We start from the raw sequence: 20,023 nt of genomic DNA on the forward strand, positions 1-20,023 counted from the left end.
ACAATATGTTGTGCTTGGTTTAAGGGGCAATTTCCCCTCTTGGGTCAAACCGTTCTTCGTTTTAATGCGGCAAAAACGCCAGCTGCAAAAAGAACAGCACCGCCAGCACGTACAGCAGCAACGGCACATCGCGCCAGCGGCCGCGGGCGATTTTTAAGAGCGGGTACGAGACGAAGCCGAGCGCGATGCCGGTCGCGATGCTCGAGGTGAGCGGCATGCTTAAGATGATGAGAAAGGCCGGGAACGCCTCATCGAGCTGATGCCACGAAATATGAGCGATGCTGCTGATCATCAAGCTGCCGACGATGATGAGCGCCGGGGCGGTGATGGCCGATAACCCGGCGACCGCGCCGACCAGCGGGCTGAAAAAGGCGGCGATGACAAACAGGACAGCGACGGTGAGCGCCGTCCATCCGGTCCGTCCGCCGGCAGCGACACCCGTGGACGACTCGATGTACGCTGACGTTGGGCTCGTGCCAAGCATGGCCCCGACCGTAGTCGCGACCGAGTCAGCCAAGAGCGCTTCGCGGGCGCGCGGCAGCGTGTTCCCTTTCATCAGCCCGGCTTGCTCGGCGATGCCGATCATTGTGCCGGTCGTATCAAACAGCGTGACAAGCAAAAAAGAGAAGACGACGGCGTACAAATGATGGTTGATCACATCCCCAACGGCCGCAAACGGATTGGCAACGACCAACCCGTCCGGCAGCGACGGCAGCGACACAATGCCTTTGTCAAAGTGAAGTTGCCCGGTCGCATAGGCGATGATCCCGGTGATGACCATGCCGTAAAAGAGCGCTCCGTTGACGCCGCGCATCATAAGAACGAGCGTGACGGCGAGGCCGACAAGTGTCAACACGGCGGATGGGGCATGCAAGTCGCCAAGCGCCACCAAATTTTGCGGGTGGGCTTGGATGATCCCGGTCAGCCGCAGGCCGATGAAGGCGATAAACAGCCCGATGCCGGCGGTGATGCCGTGCTTTAAGCTGTCGGGAATCACTTCAATCAGCTTGCTGCGGAGCGGGGTGAGCGACAGTAACAAAAACAGCACCCCGGCGACAAACACGGCGGAAAACGCGGTTCCGTACGAAATGTCGTCGTGCGAGCCGACGACGGAATAGGCGAAATAGGCGTTAAGACCCATGCCAGGAGCGATGGCGATCGGATAGTTGGCGAAAACCGCCATCCACAGCGTGCCGATCACCGTGGCGATGACGGTGGCTGTAAACGCCTGTTCAAACGGGACGCCGGCGTCCGACAAGATGACCGGGTTGACGACGATGATGTACACCATCGTGAGGAACGTGGTCAAACCGGCGAGCACTTCCGTCTTGCGGTCAGCCTGTTTCTCTGCGAAATGAATCATGGGCCACCTCCTAAAAACGAACAATTATTAAAAACAATTATAATAATATTCGTTTTTACTTCAAAATGCAACGGGGGCGCATGAAACGCCCCCGTCCGTATGTCACTCTGTGTCGCTCAGCCGCTTTCCAGCGATCGCATAATGGTCTTTCGTCATTTCCTCGATAAACACGACAACGCTCTCCCTTTTCGCTCCGGTCGTCTCCACGACCGCGTCGGTTACTTTTTCTACCAATGCTTTCTTTTGCTCGTCCGTGCGGCCGGCAAGCATTTTGATTGTCACGTACGGCATGATCGTCCCTCCATTTGGATTGTCGAGTGCTGTCGCGCTTATTATACCATGTGACGAGGAAGTTCAGTCCACTTTTGCCGGTAAATCATGTATACTAAAAATGGTGAATATAGGGGAAAGGGAGTTAATCAAGTGGAACATTTTTTGCCATATTCATTAAGTGAAATTCCGTACGTGCTCTTGACGCTGGCGTTAGCGTTTTCCGTGCACGAGTTCGCCCATGCGTACGTCGCCTACAAATTCGGCGACCCGACCGCGAAAAACCAAGGGCGGTTGACGTTGTCCCCGTTTGCCCATTTAGATTTGCTTGGCACCTTGCTTATTTTTCTCGCGGGGTTTGGCTGGGCGCGCCCGGTGCCGGTCAACCGCTTCCACTTTAAAAATCCGCGCCTTGCCGGCATTCTCGTCTCGGTTGCCGGGCCGCTCAGCAACCTTGTGCTGGCGGGCCTTGGGTTCATCGCCTGGTATGCGATGATCGATTTCGGCATTATGCGGGCGTTGCCGGATTGGTTTGCTGCCGGATTTGATCTGTTTTTTCAAATTTTTATCAGCTTGAACGCGGTGTTGTTTTTGTTTAATTTATTGCCGTTTCCGCCGCTTGATGGGTATCGAATTATTGAAGACTTGGCCCCGGATGGGCTGCGGGCGAAAATGACGCAATGGGAAAGCTACGGGGCTCTCATTTTCCTTGTTCTGGTGGTCACGCCGCTTGACCGATATACGATTGAGCCGGTGTTTCAAGTGGCGCTGCCGTTTGTGTTGGAAAATTTGCAGTCATTCGTTGCCAACTTGTTTACGTAGGAAGGAGGAACAACTGAAATGGAGCAAAAAAAGAAAAAAAATATCGGCTTTAACATCATCAAAGACGATCCCACCGACGGGCACCGCGGTTTTGGCGCTGGGGCGTTGAGCTTAGAAAACGTGTCGCCGGTCATCATTGACGTCGAAGCGGGCGAAGCGTTCGTCGATATGGGGGCGATGCATGCGCGCAGCGCCGTCGAGCGCGGCATTAAGTTTTTGCCCGACCGTTCGGCCGTGCCGAACGGCAAGCCGTATTGGATCGTCTGGGTGACGATTGAACGCCGCGAGGACGGCCCGTATTACGCCGGGGTGACGGCGTGTGAAATGACCGTTGACCGCGAGGCGCGCCGCGGCTATAAGCTATTGCCGGAACATGTGAACCGTCTCGATAAATCGCTGAAGCGGCACATCATTGTCGATCATATGGATGCGAAATCCAAACGGGTGCTCGCCGACTTTTTGAAAGGGCACGACATCGACATGTGGAACCGTTCGAGCGATGAGCTGAAAAAAGGGCTTGAAGGCGAATTGTGACGGTTTTGTGAACATATTTGGGCAAGGGCTTGTTCTTGTCTGGAAAAAAGGATAAACTAAATCTACATGTATAACACAGGAAAACTAGGACAAGAAAATCCCCTGCGCATGCGCAGGGGATTTTCTTGCTTAAAACCACGGGAACCATTTCTCGAACCAGCTTTTTCCGTCTTCTTTTTTCTTCTTTTTCTTTTCCAGATGGTCGGTGCAATAGTCAGTCGGCTCGGTACCGATGAGATAGTACGTTTTTCGTTTCACCGGACAAGCGTCGGTGGCCAGCTTGCCGTTTTGCGGGTCGATGTAGACGCCGATGACCCCTTTCGTGGGCTTGAACGGCCGTTTCGGCTCGTCGGCGAGGCTTTGTTCCATAAAGTGAACCCATATTTGCTTGGCGTATTGCCTTTCGGCAGGACGATCCATCGTTTCCCCACGGTCGTAGCCGGTCCAGACGCCGGCGACAAGTTGCGGGGCGAACCCGATCATCCAACTGTCCGTTTTTGTCGTTCCCGACTTGCCGGCGTAGGGTCGTGTGATGTCATCGGCGATCGACTGCCCGGTGACGGTGGTATAGCCGTTTAACTTCGGGTCGAACATTCCGGTCATTAAATGAGTCGTGACAAACGCCGCGTCGCGGTCCAGCACTTGCCGGCTTGCCGGCTGGTGCTCGTAGATCACGTTGCCGGCGCTGTCGACTACTTTTTTAATGAACACCGGGTCGTTTCGTTTGCCATAGTTGGCGATGGTGCTGTAGGCGGCGACCATGTCGATCACTTTCACCGGCGAGGTGCCGAGCGCCAACGAAGGCACAGCTTTCAATCTGCTTGTGATGCCGAGCGCTTTCGCTGTGTTGACGAGTTTGTCGACGCCGATGAACTGGAGCGTTTTCACCGCAAAGACGTTGTCGGATACGGCGAGCGCCTGAGCGAGCGTGATCGGGCCATTGGCATAGTAGTCATTGTAATTATGGGGGGTGTACGACGATCGGCCGTCATCAAACGTAAACGTCGTCAGTTCGCTGCGCAGTTGGGTCGATGGGGTGAAACCTTGCTCGATCGCCGCGTAATACAAAAACGGTTTAAATGTCGACCCTGGCTGGCGTTCCGCCTGCACCGCCCGGTTGAACGGGCTCTCTCGGTAGTTGCGTCCACCGACGAGCGCCTTTACTTCCCCGGTGCGTGGATCCATGGCGACAAGCGCCGCTTGAATGGCAGAGTGCGGATCAATGATGCGACGGATTTGCTCTTCGGCAATCCGTTGCAGACGCGGATCGAGCGTCGTATAGACGCGCAGCCCTCCAAGCTCGATCGTCCGCTCATCAAGGCCGAGTTTTGTGCGCAATTGCTGTTTGACGACATCTTGAAAATACGGAGCGATCGGCTGCTCTTGCTCCCGGTGCCGGGCGTAGACGAGTTTGTCGCGGTATGCCTGCTCCGCTTCTTGGCGGCTGATGTATCCAGCTTCCACCATGGAGGTGAGCACGATTTTTTGCCGCGCTTTCGCCCGCTGTTCATTGACAAACGGTGAGTAGTAATACGGCCCTTTCGGAATGCCGGCCAGCATCGCTGCCTCGCTGAGCGTTAGCTCGCTCGCGTGCTTGCCGAAATAGTAGCGGGCTGCCGCCTCAATCCCGTAGGCGCCATGGCCGTAGTAAATCGTATTCAAATAGCCCTCCAAAATTTTATCTTTGCTGTAGTTGGCTTCAAGCCGGATTGTGTAAAGCGCTTCTTGGATTTTTCGCGACCACGTTTTTTCATGCGTCAAAAACAAGTTGCGCGCATACTGCTGGGTGATCGTGCTTGCCCCTTGCACTTTCGCCATCGCTTTAATATCAGCGATGATCGCACCAGCCAGCCTTTTTAAATCAAATCCATGGTGTTCGTAAAATTTCCGATCTTCGACGGCAATCGTAGCGTTGATGACATGAGACGAAATATCCTGAAGACGAACCCAATACCGTTTCTGTCCATAATGGCTTTCCCCAATTTTGCTGCCGTCATCGGCATAAAACATCGTCGTCTGCGGCACGGCAACCGGCGGGGCGCCTTCGATTTTTGCGAATAACACAACGCTCCCGAGGCCGGCGAAGGCAAAGATGACGAGAAAAAAGCCGATAAAGACGGCGGCGCGCACATATTTCCACGTGCCGCGAAAACGGCTGCCCGGGATCGGTTCCATTGCGCATCACCTCGACGGTTTTGACTTTCTGTCAAATATGGACATCGCCGCAATGGCGGCTTACCCACGTTCCATTTGGTACGGTTTGCGGCCGGCGTGCGGGAATGCGCCGACCTGTTTCCACCCCTTTGGTCAGGAAAGGTTTTCCTCTTTTCTTACCAGTATGAAAAAATTTTTTTTATTTTAAACTTGTTCCTCTTGCATTTTTGCTAGATTGCTCTATACTTTTTCATGTTTAGTTTTTCGTTGGCAAGGAAAACTTGTTATAGTAAGCAACGTTCGGAGAAAGGATGTTACCGATGGAACTTTGGTTTACCGAAAAGCAGACGGAACATTTCGGCATCACGGCACGCATCATCCGCACTTTACATACAGAACAAACGCCGTTTCAAAAGCTCGATATGGTCGAAACCGCGGAGTTCGGCAACATGCTCATTCTAGACGGCATGGTCATGACGACGCAAAAAGACGAGTTCGTCTATCATGAAATGGTTGCCCATGTGCCGTTGTTTACCCACCCGCATCCGGAAAACGTGTTGGTCGTCGGCGGCGGCGACGGCGGCGTCATTCGTGAAGTGCTGAAGCATCCAAGCGTCAAAAAGGCGACGCTTGTTGAAATCGACGGCAAGGTGATCGAATGCTCGAAAAAATATTTGCCAGAAATCGCCGGAAAACTCGATGATCCACGCGTGGAAGTAAAAGTCGATGACGGGTTTATGCATATTGCGAAAAGCGAAAATGAGTATGACGTCATCATGGTTGACTCGACTGAACCGGTCGGTCCGGCGGTCAACTTGTTCACAAAAGGGTTTTATGCCGGCATCGCCAACGCGTTGAAGGAAGACGGCATTTTCGTCGCCCAAACGGACAATCCGTGGTTTAAAGCCGATTTGATCCGCAAGGTTTATCGCGACGTGAAGGAAATTTTCCCGATCACTCGTTTGTATACAGCAAACATTCCGACGTATCCGAGCGGGCTCTGGACGTTTACGCTCGGCTCGAAAAAATACGACCCGCTTGCGGTGAGCGACGACCGTTTCCATGACATTGAGACGAAATATTACACGAAAGAGCTGCACAAAGCGTGTTTTGTCTTGCCGAAATTTGTCGCGGATTTAACGAAGTAAGGGGGCGCAGGCGATGCGATTTGATGAAGCCTATTCGGGCAACGTGTTTATCGGCAGTCATCCGAATTTTGAAGAAAGCGAAGCCGTCATTTACGGAATGCCGATGGACTGGACGGTCAGCTACCGGCCCGGCTCGCGGTTCGGTCCGGCTCGCATCCGCGAAGTGTCGATCGGCCTTGAGGAATACAGCCCGTATTTGGACCGCGAACTCAAGGACGTTCGCTACTTTGACGCCGGTGATATCCCGCTGCCGTTTGGCAATGCGGCGCGCAGCTTGGAGCTGATTGAACAGTTTGTTAGAAGAGTGCTGGATGCTGGAAAATTTCCGCTCGGCCTTGGCGGTGAACACCTTGTCTCTTGGCCGGTGATCAAAGCGGTGTACGACTATTATCCGGATGTGGCCGTCATTCATATGGACGCGCATACCGACCTGCGCGAACATTACGAAGGCGAGCCGTTGTCGCACGCGACGCCGATCCGCAAGGTCGCTGACCTGATCGGCCCGACGAATGTCTTTTCGTTCGGCATCCGTTCCGGCATGAAAGAAGAGTTCGAATGGGCGAAAGAAAACGGCATGTACATCGCTAAGTTTGAGGTGCTTGAACCGCTCCGTTCCGTGTTGCCGAAGCTCGCTGGCCGCCCGGTGTATGTGACGATTGACATCGATGTGCTTGATCCCGCTCATGCCCCAGGCACTGGGACGGTCGATGCCGGTGGCATTACGTCAAAAGAGCTGTTGGCGGCCATTCACGAGATCGCCCGCTCCGACGTGCGAGTCGTCGGCGCCGATTTGGTGGAAGTCGCACCCATTTATGACCATTCGGAACAAACCGCCAATACAGCGAGCAAGCTTGTTCGGGAAATGCTGCTGGGCTGGGTGGCCAAGTGAATAGAGAAAAAAGCGTCTCCATCGCAAATAGGCGGGGGCGCTTTTTTTTGTGTAGGAGAAAGGTTGCAGGAATATGGGCGTGCCATATGGAATAATATTCAATGCATTTAACAAATTTACCATTAGGAAGGGGATAAGGAAAAAGTGGGCATTAGGCTGATCAAAATTTCCGTCGTATACTTCGTCATCGGTGTCTTGATTGGACTTGGCATGTCGATGACCCATTCGTTTGTGCTCACACCGGTTCACGTCCATATCAACTTGTTAGGTTGGACGGCTTTGACGCTCGCGGGCATCATCTATCATTTATTCCCACAGGCAGCAACGACGAAATGGGCGAAAGTCCATGTTTGGCTGCACAATATTGGCTTGCCGCTCATGATGGTCGGTTTGATGTTTGTCGTGTACGGTTATGACGCGTTTGTGCCAGCGACAGCCATTGGCGGAACGCTCGTCGTCCTGGGCGTCATTTCCTTCGCCATCGCTGTGTTGCAAAACGTTCGTGCCTCATCGTCAAACTACGATAACTAGGCTCAAAGCGTTCGCTTTGGGCTTTCTCTTTTCTCTCCCCTTGAATCAGGCGGGCCAGTTCTTTATACTTATTGTTATGACTGTGTTCGCAAAGGTGTGTTCATCGATATGAAGGAAACAAACGGCATCCCGGTGCGCCTCCGCCAAGTGGCTGTCATTCGCGATGGTCCGCGCCAAGAGACGGTTGTGCTTGAGGCGGATGGGATGTATTACATAAAAGGGGAAACCGTTTATTTGCAGTTTGCCGAAGAAAACGAACTCGGGCGGGTGAACAACATTGTGAAAATCGCGCCTGACGAGGTGACCGTTCTTCGTTCCGGAGCGGTCGAGATGCGGCAAACGTTCCGCCATCGCGAAGAGCGGTCGGGCCATTATCAAACGGTGTTCGGGCGGTGGGCGCTGGTGACAAAAACGGATGCGATCGAGTTCCGATATGACGAAAGACGGAAACAGGGGCAGCTCTTTCTCTCGTATGAACTGATGCTGGAGCATGAGCGGAGCGGGCGCCATACGTTGACGTTGACATTTAAGGGGGTATAAGCGGTGAACATTGTCGGACAACTCAAGGAAAAGATGAAAGAAGAAATCCGCCAGGCGGCGGTGAGAGCAGGACTGGCTTCGGCCGATGAGCTGCCGGAAGTGCTGCTTGAGGTGCCGCGCGACAAGGCGCATGGCGACTACTCAACGAACATCGCCATGCAGCTCGCTCGCATCGCGAAAAAACCGCCGCGGGCGATCGCCGAAGCCATTGTCGGGCAGCTTGACCGCGAGCGCATATCGGTCGGGCGCGTCGAGATTGCCGGGCCGGGCTTTATCAACTTTTATATGGACAACCGCTATTTGACGGCGGTCGTGCCGGCGATTTTGCAGGCGGGGCAAGCGTATGGCGAGTCGAATGTCGGCAACGGGGAAAAAGTGCAAGTCGAGTTCGTCTCCGCCAATCCGACTGGCGATTTGCATTTAGGCCATGCCCGCGGCGCGGCGGTCGGCGATTCGCTTTGCAACATTTTAGCGAAAGCCGGGTTCGACGTGACGCGCGAATATTACATCAATGACGCCGGCAAGCAAATTTACAACTTGGCGAAATCGGTCGAAGCCCGTTATTTTCAGGCTCTCGGTGTCGATATGCCGTTGCCGGAGGACGGCTATTACGGCGACGATATCGTCGAAATCGGCAAAAAGCTTGCCGAAGAGTACGGCGACCGGTTTGTCGAAATGGAGGAAGACGAGCGGCTTGCCTTTTTCCGCGACTATGGGCTCCGTTATGAGCTTGAGAAAATCAAGAAAGACTTGGCCGACTTCCGCGTGCCGTTTGACGTCTGGTATTCGGAAACGTCGCTCTATGAAAGCGGCAAAATCGACGAAGCGCTTTCTACTTTGCGCGAGCGCGGCTATATTTACGAGCAGGACGGGGCGACATGGTTCCGTTCGACGGCGTTTGGGGACGACAAAGACCGCGTGTTGATTAAACAGGACGGTACGTATACGTACTTGCTCCCGGACATCGCCTACCATCAAGACAAGCTGCGGCGCGGGTTCAAAAAGCTCATCAACATTTGGGGAGCGGACCACCACGGCTACATTCCCCGCATGAAGGCGGCGATCGCTGCGCTCGGCTACGATCCGGAGGCGCTCGAAGTGGAAATCATTCAAATGGTGAACCTATACCAAAACGGCGAGCGCGTCAAAATGAGCAAGCGCACTGGCAAGGCGGTGACGATGCGCGAGCTCATGGAAGAAGTCGGCGTCGATGCCGTCCGTTATTTCTTTGCGATGCGCTCGGGCGATACGCATTTGGATTTTGACATGGACTTGGCCGTGTCGCAGTCGAATGAAAACCCGGTTTACTACGTCCAATATGCGCACGCCCGCGTTTCCAGCATTCTTCGCCAAGCGGAGGAACAACACATTTCCTATGACGGCGATTTAGCCCTTCACCATCTTGTCGGGACGGAAAAAGAGGTCGAACTGTTGAAAGTGCTCGGAGATTTCCCCGATGTCGTCGCCGAGGCGGCGCTCAAGCGGATGCCGCATCGCGTCACCGCCTATGCATTCGATTTGGCTTCCGCGCTCCATAGTTTTTACAACGCGGAAAAAGTGCTTGATCTTGACAACCTCGAAAAAACAAAGGCCCGCCTCGCGCTTGTCAAGGCGGTGCAAATTACACTGAAAAACGCATTGACGTTGATCGGCGTCTCAGCGCCGGAACAAATGTAAACGAACGAGGGGGAGAGCGGAGAGCGCCCCCTCTTTTTTGGGCATTCTAAAGAAAAACAACAGTGGAGGACGAATCTCATGAAAGAAATCGTGCTGTCGCTTCTGACAGGCATGATCGTAGGCTTTTTGTTTACGCTGTTTCGCTTGCCGATTCCGGCTCCCCCAGCGTTGGCCGGCATCGCCGGCATCGTCGGGGTGTATCTGGGCATGCGGCTGTTTCAATGGTTCATGGTGCTTTGGAAGTAGGCACTTGCATGATCAAACAGGGAACAAAACCCGGCTGGCGCAGTTTTGGCAGCATCAAGCCGCCGCAAGCGCTGGCCGGGGTTTTTGTCTTCTCTGTTGTTTGGGGGAGAATGGGGCTTCGAATCGGTCACAGCCAGGCGGAAATAAGCTGGGAAATCGACTGTTTGCCGCGGTCAAGAAGCGAGCGTTTTTGCCAAAAGTCGACTGTCAGCGGCTCGGCGCGCAACAAATCGCGTTCAATCGCCCGTTTGACGAGACGGGTGAATGCGCGGTCAAACACATAACAGTTGATCTCGCTGTTCAAAAACAAGCTGCGCCGATCAAAATTCGCTGTGCCGACGTCGCACCACTCCTCATCGACGACGAGTGTTTTGGCATGGTAAAATCCTTGGTAAAAGCGATAAATACGCGCACCGGCTTTCAAGAGTCGATAAAAGTACGGGTAGGCGGCCTCTTTGACAAATAAATGGTCTGCTTTGAGCGGCACAAGGACCGTTACGCGCACCCCGCGCCGAAGCGCTTGCAACAGCTCGTTAAACAGCGGCCGGCTTGGAATAAAGTATGGGCTGCCGATCATAATTTCGTTTTTCGCCCGGCGGATGACCTCGATAAACTGTTCTTCAAGGGCAGCGCCGTTGGTGGCGACGAGCTGATGACGAATAGAGCCGGCCGGAAGCGGCGGAAAATAACGGGATTTGTCAGGCACCGTCCGCCCCGTCGCTTCTTCCCAGTCATGCAAAAACTGCTCCTGCAAGTCGTGGACTCCTTCGCCGTTTACTTTCAAGTGATAATCGCGCCATTCGCCGAAGTTGGCGTCTTTTCCGATGTATTCGCGGCCGATGTTAAAGCCGCCGATGTAGCCGACTTGTCCGTCGATGACTGTAATTTTTCGATGGTTGCGGCGATTGAGGCGGTAAAGGAAAAACGGGAAACGCGGTTTTTGGGCATAGGCGAACTCCACCCCGCTTTCCTCGAGCGAACGGATGAGCGCTTTCGGCAAACCAAAGCTGCCGACCCAATCGGTCAACACTCGCACTTTCACGCCGGCAGCCGCTTTTTCCTTTAAAATTTGGAAAAAGGGCGCGCTCGTTTCGTCATTTTTGATAATGTAAAATAAGACGTGAATATGGTCGCGGGCGCGGTGCAGTTCGGCGAAGTAATCGGAAAATAAATGTCTGCCGTTGATATAGAGGGAGATATCGCTTCTCCGCTCCGGGTAGACGACTTTTTTGCGCCCATTGCGGAAGGCGAGCTGTCCAAGCTTGTCATCAAGATAAACAAGCAGCAATACGATGGCAATGACGAAAATGACGGCCATATCTTCTCCTCCTGTGTCGATTCGGTATGTATTAATGTGCCCGAGAAGGCGCAAAAATAGCAAGGTCAATGGAAAACAATGTTGGAGCTTTCCTATTTGTCACTTTGACAGAAGATTGGATCGACTGCCGAGCCGGCGAACATCCCGCCTTTCTCCTTTATCATCTCCAACCAGGAAAAAGGTTGACCGAAAAGGCGTTTTTCTTAAGCAAAACACAATCTATTGTTTCTTAGTGATTTTTCATGTCTATATGAGAACAGGGAGCCTTGATCCTGGTGGGACACCCTCGTAGGTGGGAGGAGTGTTCAAAGGCTGTTTGGCTGCCATGGAAAAGTTTTTTGTGATGAGAATAAAAAAAGATTATTGACTGAATGCTCATTCATTTGTACAATAGACATAAAGCGAATTCTGAAAATTTCTTTTGTTATGGCAACACATTTGCTTGAAAAGCGGGGGAAGGGGAGAGAAGATGAATGCCTTGTTGATGGTGAACTGGCTCGCGTTTTTGTTTGTAACCGCTTACGCCATCTACTTGTTTGCTTATGTTGTCAAAACGCGGGTGATGTACATCAAACTCGGTAAAAAAGTCGAGTTTGACCACAAAGTAAAAGAGCGGCTGCGAAACATCTGGGTCAACGTTTTCGGCCAGAAAAAGCTGCTCAAAGACAAAAAAAGCGGCTTGATTCACGTTATCTTTTTCTACGGCTTTATTCTTGTCCAATTTGGCGCGATTGATTTCATCATCAAAGGGCTTGCGCCGGGGGCACATTTGCCGCTTGGGCCGCTGTACCCGGGATTTACGTTTTTCCAAGAAATCGTCACGTTGCTCATTTTAATCGCCGTGCTCGCTGCCTTTTACCGCCGCTACATTGAAAAGCTCGTCCGCTTAAAGCGCGATTTTAAAGCTGGCCTCGTCTTGATTTTTATCGCTGGACTGATGCTGTCCGTGTTGTTCGGCAACGGGATGAGCATGATTTGGCACGGCGAGGAAGCGACATGGAGCGAACCGGTTGCTTCGCTTATTGCCGGCGCGTTTTCCTGGGTCGGCGAAACCGGGGCCGCGGTGCTGTTCTTTGCCGCCTGGTGGGTGCATTTGTTGATTTTGCTGACGTTCCTCGTGTACGTGCCGCAATCAAAGCACGCCCATTTGATCGCTGCGCCGGTCAACGTCTTTTTCAGCCGGCTGACGCGGCCGAAGCTTTCGCCGATCAACTTTGAAGACGAAAGCCAGGAATCGTTTGGCGTCGGCAAAATTGAAGATTTTACGCAAAAGCAATTGATCGACTTGTATGCCTGTGTCGAGTGCGGCCGCTGTACGAGCATGTGCCCGGCGACTGGCACGGGGAAAATGTTGTCGCCGATGGACTTGATTTTGAAGCTGCGCGACCATTTGACGGAAAAAGGAGCGGTCGTCACGTCGCGGGCGCCGTGGGTGCCGGCGTTCGCTTTCAAAAACACAAGGGGCAACCAGCTCGCGTTCGCCGCCGCGTCGGAGCAGGCCGCCACGATCGAAATGCCCAGCTTGATCGGCGATGTCATCACCGAGGAAGAAATTTGGGCCTGTACGACGTGCCGCAACTGTGAAGACCAATGCCCAGTCATGAACGAACACGTCGATAAAATCATCGACTTGCGTCGCTATCTCGTGTTGACGGAAGGGCGGATGAATCCGGACGCGCAGCGGGCGATGACGAACATCGAGCGCCAAGGCAATCCATGGGGCTTGAACCGAAAAGAACGGGAAAACTGGCGCGAGCTGCGCGATGATGTGTATGTGCCGACTGTCAAAGAAGCGGCGAAAGCGGGAGAGGAAATCGAGTACTTGTTCTGGGTCGGCTCGATGGGGTCGTATGACAGCCGGAGCCAAAAAATCGCCCTTGCTTTTGCCAAACTGCTGAACGAAGCGGGCGTCAAGTTTGCGATTTTAGGCAACAAGGAGAAAAATTCGGGCGATACGCCGCGCCGGTTAGGGAATGAATTTTTATTCCAAGAGCTGGCGACGAACAACATCGCCGAGTTTGAAAAAGCGGGCGTCAAGAAAATCGTGACGATCGACCCGCACGCCTACAATACGTTCAAAAATGAATATCCAGATTTTGGGTTTGAGGCGGAAGTGTATCACCATACCGAGCTGCTCGCCAAGCTCATCGAAGAAGGCCGCTTAGTGCCAAAATATCCGGTGAATGAACGCATTACGTTCCATGACTCGTGCTACTTAGGGCGCTACAATGACGTCTATGACGCACCGCGGAAAATTTTGCGCGCCATTCCGGGCGTCGAGCTTGTTGAGATGGAGCGCAACCGCGAGCGCGGCATGTGTTGCGGCGCCGGCGGCGGCCTCATGTGGATGGAGGAGACGACCGGCAACCGCATCAATGTCGCCCGCACCGAGCAAGCGCTCGCTGTCAACCCGACGGTCATCAGCTCCGGCTGCCCGTACTGTCTGACCATGTTGACCGACGGGACGAAAGCCAAGGAAGTGGAAGACCGCGTCTTTACGTACGATGTCGCTGAATTGTTGGCGAAATCGGTGTTCGGTGAAGAAAAAGAGGAAGCAGCATCGTAAAAATAGTTGCATAGACAATTTTTATTTTTTAAAATAGTGAATAAGAGTAGAGGAGAGGGTGTACCGTTGTACACCTTCTCTTTCGCACCGCTATCGAGCGAGCGTTCAGTCTGTGTTTTGTAATCGCTTTCTTATCCAATGAAAAGGGGAGAGGAAGATGGGGAAAACAGTGATTGTCAGCGGGGCGCGCACCCCGTTCGGAAAATTCGGCGGTTCTTTGCAAGCGCTGTCAGCGCCGGAGCTCGGCGGCATTGCCGTGAAAGAAGCGTTGGCCCGCGCGGACGTGAGCGCAGAACAAGTCGATCATGTCATTTTAGGCACGGTCCTGCAAGGGGGGCAAGGCCAGCTCCCATCGCGGCAGGCGATGCGCCATGCCGGCATTCCGTGGCATGTTCGCACCGAGACGGTGAACAAAGTATGCGCTTCCGGCATGCGCGCCGTGACGCTTGCCGATCAGCTCATCCGCTTAGGCGATGCCGATATCGTTGTCGCCGGCGGAATGGAATCGATGAGCAACGCCCCCTATGTACTCCCGAAAGCGCGCTGGGGGTTGCGAATGGGCGACAGCACGGTGAAAGATTTAATGGTGTATGACGGCCTCACGTGCAGCTTCACCGGCGTTCATATGGGCGTCTACGGCGGGAATACGGCGAAAGAGCTCGGCATTACGAGAGAGGCGCAAGACGAGTGGGCGTACCGCAGCCATATGCGGGCCATTGCCGCCATCGAAGCCGGTCGGCTTGCGGAAGAAATCGTTCCGGTGACGATTCCGCAGCGCAAAGGGGAGCCGCTTGTCGTCGAACGCGACGAGGCGCCGCGCAAAGACACGTCGCTTGAAGCATTGGCGAAACTGTCGCCGGTGTTTGACCCGGAAGGCACAATCACCGCCGGCAACGCCCCAGGCGTCAACGACGGCGCCGCTGCGCTTGTTTTGATGAGCGAGGAGCGCGCTGCCCGCGAGGGGTTCGAGCCGCTGGCGACGGTCGTCGCCCATACCGCCATCGCCGTTGAGGCGAAAGATTTCCCGAAGACGCCGGGACTTGTGATCAACGAGCTGCTCCGCAAAACAGGAAAAACGGTCGATGACATCGCCTTGTTTGAAGTGAACGAAGCGTTTGCCGCTGTCGCATTGGCGGCCATTCAAATCGCTGGACTTGATCCGGAAAAGGTGAACGTCAACGGCGGCGCTGTTGCTCTCGGCCATCCGATCGGCGCGAGCGGTGCGCGCATCATCCTCACGCTCATTTACGAACTGAAACGCCGCGGCGGCGGCCTCGGCATTGCGGCCATCTGCAGCGGCGGCGGCCAAGGCGACGCCATCTTGGTTGAGGTGTAACGAGTGGGCGGCGGGCACGCGGCATTCGACCGACCGCCTTCCCGCGTCGCGCCAAGGCATAGGACGCGGCGTGCCACCGTCTGCCTCAAGCGTTGCAGCACGAGGCATCGCGCCATGGTGCCGCATGCCTACGCTGTCGCTGTCGCAGCGCGCGGCACGTTGCTTGTTCTCTCTTTCACTGCCGCAGCAGCCGCTGCCTCAGCGGTTGACAGCAGGAATTGTTGTGATGACGATGCAACGACCGGTTGCCGTTGGCTGATGGCGGCGGTGAGGCATAGAAGTTTAAGCGCAGAACCGGAAACGCAAAGCGGACGATAGGAGGAATAGAAGATGGATGTGAAAACAATCATGGTCGTCGGCGCCGGCCAAATGGGATCGGGCATCGCCCAAGTGTGTGCTGTCGCTGGCTATGAGGTGCTGCTCTATGATATTAGCAGCGCTCAATTGGATAAAGGAATGGCCAATATCCAAAAACTCCTTGCCCGCCAAGTGGAGAAAGGCAAAATGGCCGCTGAGGACAAGGACGCGGCGCTTTCGCGGCTTGTCCGCTCGACGGATCTGCATGACGCTGAGAAGGCGGATCTCGTCATTGAAGCAGTCGTCGAAAACATGGACGTGAAAACGAAGCTGTTTGCCGAACTGGATGAAATCGCCCGCCCGGAAACGATTTTGGCGTCGAACACGTCGTCGCTGCCGATTACGGAAATCGCCGCCGCGACGAAACGGCCGGAAAAAGTGATCGGCATGCACTTTATGAACCCGGTGCCGGTGATGAAGCTCGTCGAAATTATCCGCGGATTGGCGACGGCGGATGAGGTGTATGAAACGATCGAAGCCGTTGCCCGCAAGCTCGGCAAAGTACCGGTCGAAGTGAACGACTTCCCAGGGTTTATTTCCAACCGCGTCCTCATGCCGATGATCAACGAAGCGATTTACGCCTTGTACGAAGGGGTGGCGACCAAAGAAGCGATCGATGAAGTGATGAAGCTTGGCATGAACCACCCGATGGGTCCGCTGACGCTCGCTGATTTTATCGGGCTCGATACATGCTTATACATTATGGAAACGCTTCATGAGGGGTTCGGCGATGACAAATACCGCCCATGCCCGCTCTTGCGCAAATATGTGAAAGCTGGCTGGCTCGGCCGCAAAACAGGGCGGGGATTCTATACGTACGACTGACACGCCGCTTCTGAAATCGGCGCTTCAAACCGCTGTTGGAAAGCATGAGCAGCCGGCGCTCTGGCAGCATGGATGAGCAACAAGATAAAAGGGGGATTCCCATGGAATTTCGGTTTACGGAAGAACAAGAGATGATGCGGCAAATGGTGCGTGAGTTCGCCGCGGCGGAGATCGCCCCGTTTGTCGAGCGCATGGAACAAGGGGAGTTTCCGCGCCCGATTTTAGCAAAAATGGCCGAACTCGGCCTAATGGGCATCACTGTCCCGGAGCAATATGGCGGCGCAGGTATGGACTTTATTTCGTACATCATTGCCATTCATGAAATTTCCAAAGTGAGCCCGACCGTCGGCGTCATCTTATCGGTGCACACGTCGGTCGGCACGAATCCGATCTTGTATTTTGGCACCGAAGAGCAAAAACAAACATACGTGACAAAGCTGGCCCGAGGGGAGTATCTGGGGGCGTTTTGCCTCACGGAACCGAGCGCTGGCTCGGACGCGAAAAGCTTGAAGACAAAAGCGGTGCGCCGCGGCAATCGTTATATCCTGAATGGTTCAAAAATTTTCATCACCAACGGTGGGGAGGCGGATACGTACATCGTCTTCGCCCGCACGAATCCGGAAGAAGCCGGAAGCCGCGGCATTTCCGCGTTTATTGTGGAAAAAGGGACGCCAGGGATGTCGATCGGCAAAGACGAAAAGAAAATGGGGCTGCACGGATCGCGGACGGTGACCATCACATTTGAAGATGCCGAAGTGCCGGCGGAAAACTTGCTCGGTCAGGAAGGGGAAGGATTTAAAATCGCGATGGCCAACCTTGACGTCGGTCGGATCGGCATCGCTGCCCAAGCGCTCGGCATCGCGGAAGCCGCGGTCGAACATGCCGTTGCCTACGCGAAAGAGCGGGTGCAGTTTGGCAAACCGATCATCGAGCAGCAAGGGGTCGCTTTCAAGCTTGCTGATATGGCGACGGCGGCAGAAGCGGCGAAATGGCTCGTTTACCGCGCCGCTTGGTTGCGCGCGCAAGGGCTGCCGTGCGGAAAAGAGGCGTCGATGGCGAAGCTCTTCGCTTCACAAACAGCGATGAACAATGCCATCGAGGCGGTGCAAATTTTCGGCGGCAACGGCTACACGAAAGACTACCCGGTCGAGCGATTGTTCCGTGACGCGAAAATTACGCAAATTTACGAAGGAACGAGCGAAATTCAGCGCATTGTCATCAGCAAACATTTGTAACTATCCTGAAAATACCCGAATTCCAAAATGCGTAACGTTCTAGCATTCAACATAAGGACATTTTCATCCTTCCGATGGTGACGAAAATGTTTCGTCATGGAAGTCTATATAGGCATGTTGCTGAACCAATCCAAACGAGATGAGAAGGCTCTGTCTTTTGCTGCGTTTTGTGGTGCATCCGGAGCGATCCTATTCTCTTTTCCAAACAACGATTCGTTGTCTGTCTCTGGAAAACGGTGATCACGCTGACACGGGAGACGAGGATTTCGGATATATAGAAAACGGGGGAATGAAACGATGAACTTTCGATTGAGCGAAGAACATGAAATGCTGCGAAAAATGGTGCGCGAATTTGCCGAAAACGAAGTAGCGCTGACTGCCGCTGAGCGTGACGAAGAGGAGCGGTTTGACCGCGGCATTTTCAACAAAATGGCTGAACTCGGTTTAACAGGCATTCCGTGGCCGGAAGAATACGGCGGCATTGGCAGCGATTATTTGGCCTATGTCATCGCGGTTGAGGAGCTGTCGCGCGTCTGCGCCTCGACCGGGGTGACGCTCTCCGCGCATATATCGCTCGCCAGCTGGCCGATTTACAAGTTCGGCAACGAAGAACAAAAGCAAAAGTATTTGCGCGCCTTAGCGACTGGGGAAAAACTCGGGGCATACGCCCTGTCCGAGCCGGGTGCGGGGTCGGATGTCGCCTCGATGAAAACGCGTGCGGTAAAAGACGGGGATCATTACGTCTTAAACGGTTCAAAAGTATGGATCACCAACGGCGGTGAAGCGGAAATTTACGTCGTGTTTGCCGTCACCGATCCGGAAAAGCAGCATAAAGGGATCAGCGCCTTTATCGTGGAAAAAGGAACGCCGGGCTTTTCATTCGGCAAAAAGGAAAAGAAACTCGGCATTCGTTCGTCGCCGACGACGGAGCTCATTTTTGAAGACTGCCGTATTCCGAAAGAAAACTTGCTCGGTCAAGAAGGAGAAGGGTTTAAAATCGCCATGATGACGCTTGATGGCGGCCGCAACGGCATCGCCGCCCAAGCGGTCGGCATTGCCCAGGGCGCGCTGGATGCGGCGGTGGACTATGCGAAACAGCGCGTCCAGTTCGGCAAACCGATCATCGAGCAGCAAGGGGTCGCCTTCAAGCTCGCTGACATGGCGACGGCCATTGAAGCAGCGCGGCTCTTGACCTATCAGGCGGCATGGTTGGAGTCGAACGGATTGCCGTACGGCAAAGCATCCGCCATGGCGAAACTGTTTGCCGGCGACACGGCGATGAAAGTGACGGTCGAGGCGGTGCAAATCTTTGGCGGCAACGGCTACACGAAAGACTATCCGGTCGAGCGGTTTATGCGTGACGCGAAGATTACGCAAATTTACGAAGGAACGCAAGAAATCCAACGCCTTGTCATTTCGCGCATGTTGGCGCGCGATTGAAGCATTGCGCGTCATTTCAATGGTTTTGGAGCTGAACAGTGGCTCGTTGCTTCGGCAAAGGGCGCACGGATAGGCATGGGGCGGGGCGGCGCCCCGCCGTCAAATGGGAATGGGGGAGAGACAACGAACATGAAAAAACGGGAAGTGATTGCATCGGTCAAGGACGAAAAGCTCGTGAAAAAACGGCGCAACGAAATGATCAAAGGCGCCATTTCCTTGTTTAAACAAAAAGGCTTTCACCAAACAACGACAAGGGAGATCGCCAAAGCATCCGGCTTCAGCATCGGCACGCTGTACGAGTACATCCGCAAGAAAGAAGACGTCCTCTATCTCGTGTGCGACCGCATTTACGACGAGGTTCGGGAGCGGACGGAGCAAGACCTCGGAGCCCACCACGGCACGATCGAAGGGCTGAGGCGCGCCATTGCCCACTATTTCCGTGTCGTGGATGAACTGGATGATGAAGTGCTTGTCATGTACCAAGAAGTGAAAGCGCTAAGCAAAGAATCGCTGCCGTACGTGTTGAATAAAGAACTCGATATGGCGGCGATTTTTGAACATATTTTGCGCGCATGCGTTGAGAGCGGAGCGCTGCAGCTTTCTGAAAGTGAAATCCGTCTGTTCGCCCACAACATCGTCGTTCTTGGACAAATGTGGGCGTTCCGACGCTGGGTGTTGCGGAAAATGTATACGCTCGATGAATATATCGAACTGCAGACGGAGTTTTTGCTAAAGGGGATTATGGAGAAACAGCGAGTGTAAAAGGGGGAGA

19 protein-coding genes are annotated in these 20,023 nt (G+C 54.0%); 15 read left to right on the top strand and 4 right to left on the bottom strand.

Annotated elements, in window-relative coordinates; genetic code table 11:
• Positions 1-61: 61 nt before the first annotated feature.
• On the bottom strand, positions 62-1,363 hold the full coding sequence (locus tag ETC05_RS07185; RefSeq protein WP_171660700.1) for an NCS2 family permease: 1,302 nt from the start codon (positions 1,361-1,363) through the stop codon (positions 62-64).
• 102 nt (positions 1,364-1,465) lie between these two features.
• Entirely contained in the window at positions 1,466-1,654 is a 189-nt protein-coding gene (locus ETC05_RS07190; protein WP_014196981.1) for a 2-hydroxymuconate tautomerase, read from the bottom strand.
• Positions 1,655-1,786: 132 nt separating this feature from the next.
• On the opposite strand from ETC05_RS07190, the gene ETC05_RS07195 reads away from it, so the two are divergent.
• On the top strand, positions 1,787-2,455 hold the full coding sequence (locus ETC05_RS07195) for a site-2 protease family protein (RefSeq protein ID WP_171660702.1): 669 nt from the start codon (positions 1,787-1,789) through the stop codon (positions 2,453-2,455).
• Positions 2,456-2,473: 18 nt separating this feature from the next.
• Complete coding sequence (locus ETC05_RS07200; protein WP_031406586.1) at positions 2,474-2,989, top strand: YwhD family protein; 516 nt, start codon at positions 2,474-2,476, stop codon at positions 2,987-2,989.
• Positions 2,990-3,118: 129 nt separating this feature from the next.
• Here the strand turns inward: ETC05_RS07200 and ETC05_RS07205 are convergent, their stop codons facing one another.
• Entirely contained in the window at positions 3,119-5,164 is a 2,046-nt protein-coding gene (locus ETC05_RS07205; RefSeq protein ID WP_171660704.1) for a transglycosylase domain-containing protein, read from the bottom strand.
• A 299-nt stretch (positions 5,165-5,463) separates the two neighbouring features.
• On the opposite strand from ETC05_RS07205, the gene speE reads away from it, so the two are divergent.
• The 6 genes from speE to ETC05_RS07235 all read left to right on the top strand — a co-directional run bounded on the left by speE (position 5,464) and on the right by ETC05_RS07235 (position 10,174).
• The gene (gene speE, locus ETC05_RS07210) at positions 5,464-6,291 is read left to right on the top strand and encodes a polyamine aminopropyltransferase (RefSeq protein WP_171660706.1); all 828 of its coding nucleotides are present in this window, start codon (positions 5,464-5,466) and stop codon (positions 6,289-6,291) included.
• A gap of 13 nt (positions 6,292-6,304) precedes the next feature.
• The gene (gene speB, locus ETC05_RS07215; protein ID WP_031406593.1) at positions 6,305-7,180 is read left to right on the top strand and encodes an agmatinase; all 876 of its coding nucleotides are present in this window, start codon (positions 6,305-6,307) and stop codon (positions 7,178-7,180) included.
• 144 nt (positions 7,181-7,324) lie between these two features.
• On the top strand, positions 7,325-7,711 hold the full coding sequence (locus tag ETC05_RS07220) for a cytochrome-c oxidase (protein WP_171660707.1): 387 nt from the start codon (positions 7,325-7,327) through the stop codon (positions 7,709-7,711).
• 108 nt (positions 7,712-7,819) lie between these two features.
• The gene (locus ETC05_RS07225; RefSeq protein ID WP_031406595.1) at positions 7,820-8,251 is read left to right on the top strand and encodes a YwiB family protein; all 432 of its coding nucleotides are present in this window, start codon (positions 7,820-7,822) and stop codon (positions 8,249-8,251) included.
• 3 nt (positions 8,252-8,254) lie between these two features.
• Complete coding sequence (argS, locus tag ETC05_RS07230) at positions 8,255-9,928, top strand: arginine--tRNA ligase (protein ID WP_031406597.1); 1,674 nt, start codon at positions 8,255-8,257, stop codon at positions 9,926-9,928.
• 78 nt (positions 9,929-10,006) lie between these two features.
• Positions 10,007-10,174 (top strand): XapX domain-containing protein, encoded by a 168-nt coding sequence (locus ETC05_RS07235; RefSeq protein WP_033842312.1) that lies wholly within the window; start codon positions 10,007-10,009, stop codon positions 10,172-10,174.
• A 127-nt stretch (positions 10,175-10,301) separates the two neighbouring features.
• On the opposite strand, the gene cls is transcribed toward ETC05_RS07235, so the two are convergent.
• A complete protein-coding gene (gene cls / locus ETC05_RS07240) occupies positions 10,302-11,492 on the bottom strand; it encodes a cardiolipin synthase (protein ID WP_031406598.1) in 1,191 nt (396 codons plus the stop codon).
• A gap of 469 nt (positions 11,493-11,961) precedes the next feature.
• Between cls and ETC05_RS07245 the strand changes: the two genes are divergently transcribed.
• The 7 genes from ETC05_RS07245 (at position 11,962) to ETC05_RS07275 (ending at position 20,013) form a co-directional block, all read left to right on the top strand.
• Positions 11,962-14,058 (top strand): heterodisulfide reductase-related iron-sulfur binding cluster, encoded by a 2,097-nt coding sequence (locus ETC05_RS07245; protein ID WP_171660708.1) that lies wholly within the window; start codon positions 11,962-11,964, stop codon positions 14,056-14,058.
• 157 nt (positions 14,059-14,215) lie between these two features.
• Entirely contained in the window at positions 14,216-15,394 is a 1,179-nt protein-coding gene (locus ETC05_RS07250) for an acetyl-CoA C-acetyltransferase (RefSeq protein ID WP_171660709.1), read from the top strand.
• A 114-nt stretch (positions 15,395-15,508) separates the two neighbouring features.
• Positions 15,509-15,712, top strand: a complete 204-nt coding sequence (locus ETC05_RS07255) for a hypothetical protein (protein WP_071880162.1) — start codon at positions 15,509-15,511, stop codon at positions 15,710-15,712.
• 12 nt (positions 15,713-15,724) lie between these two features.
• Positions 15,725-16,576: a 3-hydroxybutyryl-CoA dehydrogenase gene (locus ETC05_RS07260; RefSeq protein WP_031406603.1), complete on the top strand. Its 852-nt coding sequence runs from the start codon at positions 15,725-15,727 to the stop codon at positions 16,574-16,576.
• Positions 16,577-16,677: 101 nt separating this feature from the next.
• Positions 16,678-17,811 carry an acyl-CoA dehydrogenase gene (locus tag ETC05_RS07265; RefSeq protein WP_031406605.1) on the top strand — a complete coding sequence of 378 codons (1,134 nt, stop codon included), beginning with the start codon at positions 16,678-16,680 and terminating at the stop codon, positions 17,809-17,811.
• A 297-nt stretch (positions 17,812-18,108) separates the two neighbouring features.
• Positions 18,109-19,251, top strand: a complete 1,143-nt coding sequence (locus tag ETC05_RS07270) for an acyl-CoA dehydrogenase (protein ID WP_171660710.1) — start codon at positions 18,109-18,111, stop codon at positions 19,249-19,251.
• Between the two features lie 129 nt (positions 19,252-19,380).
• Entirely contained in the window at positions 19,381-20,013 is a 633-nt protein-coding gene (locus tag ETC05_RS07275) for a TetR/AcrR family transcriptional regulator (RefSeq protein ID WP_011232859.1), read from the top strand.
• The last annotated feature ends 10 nt before the right edge of the window (positions 20,014-20,023 follow it).

Origin of the sequence: Geobacillus sp. BMUD (genome assembly GCF_013096845.1) — a bacterium.
In the GTDB taxonomy this organism is placed as follows: domain Bacteria; phylum Bacillota; class Bacilli; order Bacillales; family Anoxybacillaceae; genus Geobacillus; species Geobacillus vulcani.

Bases quoted from the DNA above. Each gene is read 5' to 3' on its own strand.
- speE (WP_171660706.1), top strand. From the start codon at position 5,464: ATGGAACTTTGGTTTACCGAAAAGCAGACGGAACATTTCGGCATCACG.
- ETC05_RS07270 (WP_171660710.1), top strand. From the start codon at position 18,109: ATGAACTTTCGATTGAGCGAAGAACATGAAATGCTGCGAAAAATGGTG.
- ETC05_RS07235 (WP_033842312.1), top strand. From the start codon at position 10,007: ATGAAAGAAATCGTGCTGTCGCTTCTGACAGGCATGATCGTAGGCTTT.
- cls (WP_031406598.1), bottom strand. From the start codon at position 11,492: ATGGCCGTCATTTTCGTCATTGCCATCGTATTGCTGCTTGTTTATCTT.
- speB (WP_031406593.1), top strand. From the start codon at position 6,305: ATGCGATTTGATGAAGCCTATTCGGGCAACGTGTTTATCGGCAGTCAT.
- ETC05_RS07185 (WP_171660700.1), bottom strand. From the start codon at position 1,363: ATGATTCATTTCGCAGAGAAACAGGCTGACCGCAAGACGGAAGTGCTC.
- ETC05_RS07260 (WP_031406603.1), top strand. From the start codon at position 15,725: ATGGATGTGAAAACAATCATGGTCGTCGGCGCCGGCCAAATGGGATCG.
- ETC05_RS07225 (WP_031406595.1), top strand. From the start codon at position 7,820: ATGAAGGAAACAAACGGCATCCCGGTGCGCCTCCGCCAAGTGGCTGTC.
- ETC05_RS07250 (WP_171660709.1), top strand. From the start codon at position 14,216: ATGGGGAAAACAGTGATTGTCAGCGGGGCGCGCACCCCGTTCGGAAAA.
- ETC05_RS07200 (WP_031406586.1), top strand. From the start codon at position 2,474: ATGGAGCAAAAAAAGAAAAAAAATATCGGCTTTAACATCATCAAAGAC.
- ETC05_RS07205 (WP_171660704.1), bottom strand. From the start codon at position 5,164: ATGGAACCGATCCCGGGCAGCCGTTTTCGCGGCACGTGGAAATATGTG.
- ETC05_RS07275 (WP_011232859.1), top strand. From the start codon at position 19,381: ATGAAAAAACGGGAAGTGATTGCATCGGTCAAGGACGAAAAGCTCGTG.
- ETC05_RS07255 (WP_071880162.1), top strand. From the start codon at position 15,509: ATGGTGCCGCATGCCTACGCTGTCGCTGTCGCAGCGCGCGGCACGTTG.
- ETC05_RS07265 (WP_031406605.1), top strand. From the start codon at position 16,678: ATGGAATTTCGGTTTACGGAAGAACAAGAGATGATGCGGCAAATGGTG.
- ETC05_RS07190 (WP_014196981.1), bottom strand. From the start codon at position 1,654: ATGCCGTACGTGACAATCAAAATGCTTGCCGGCCGCACGGACGAGCAA.
- ETC05_RS07245 (WP_171660708.1), top strand. From the start codon at position 11,962: ATGAATGCCTTGTTGATGGTGAACTGGCTCGCGTTTTTGTTTGTAACC.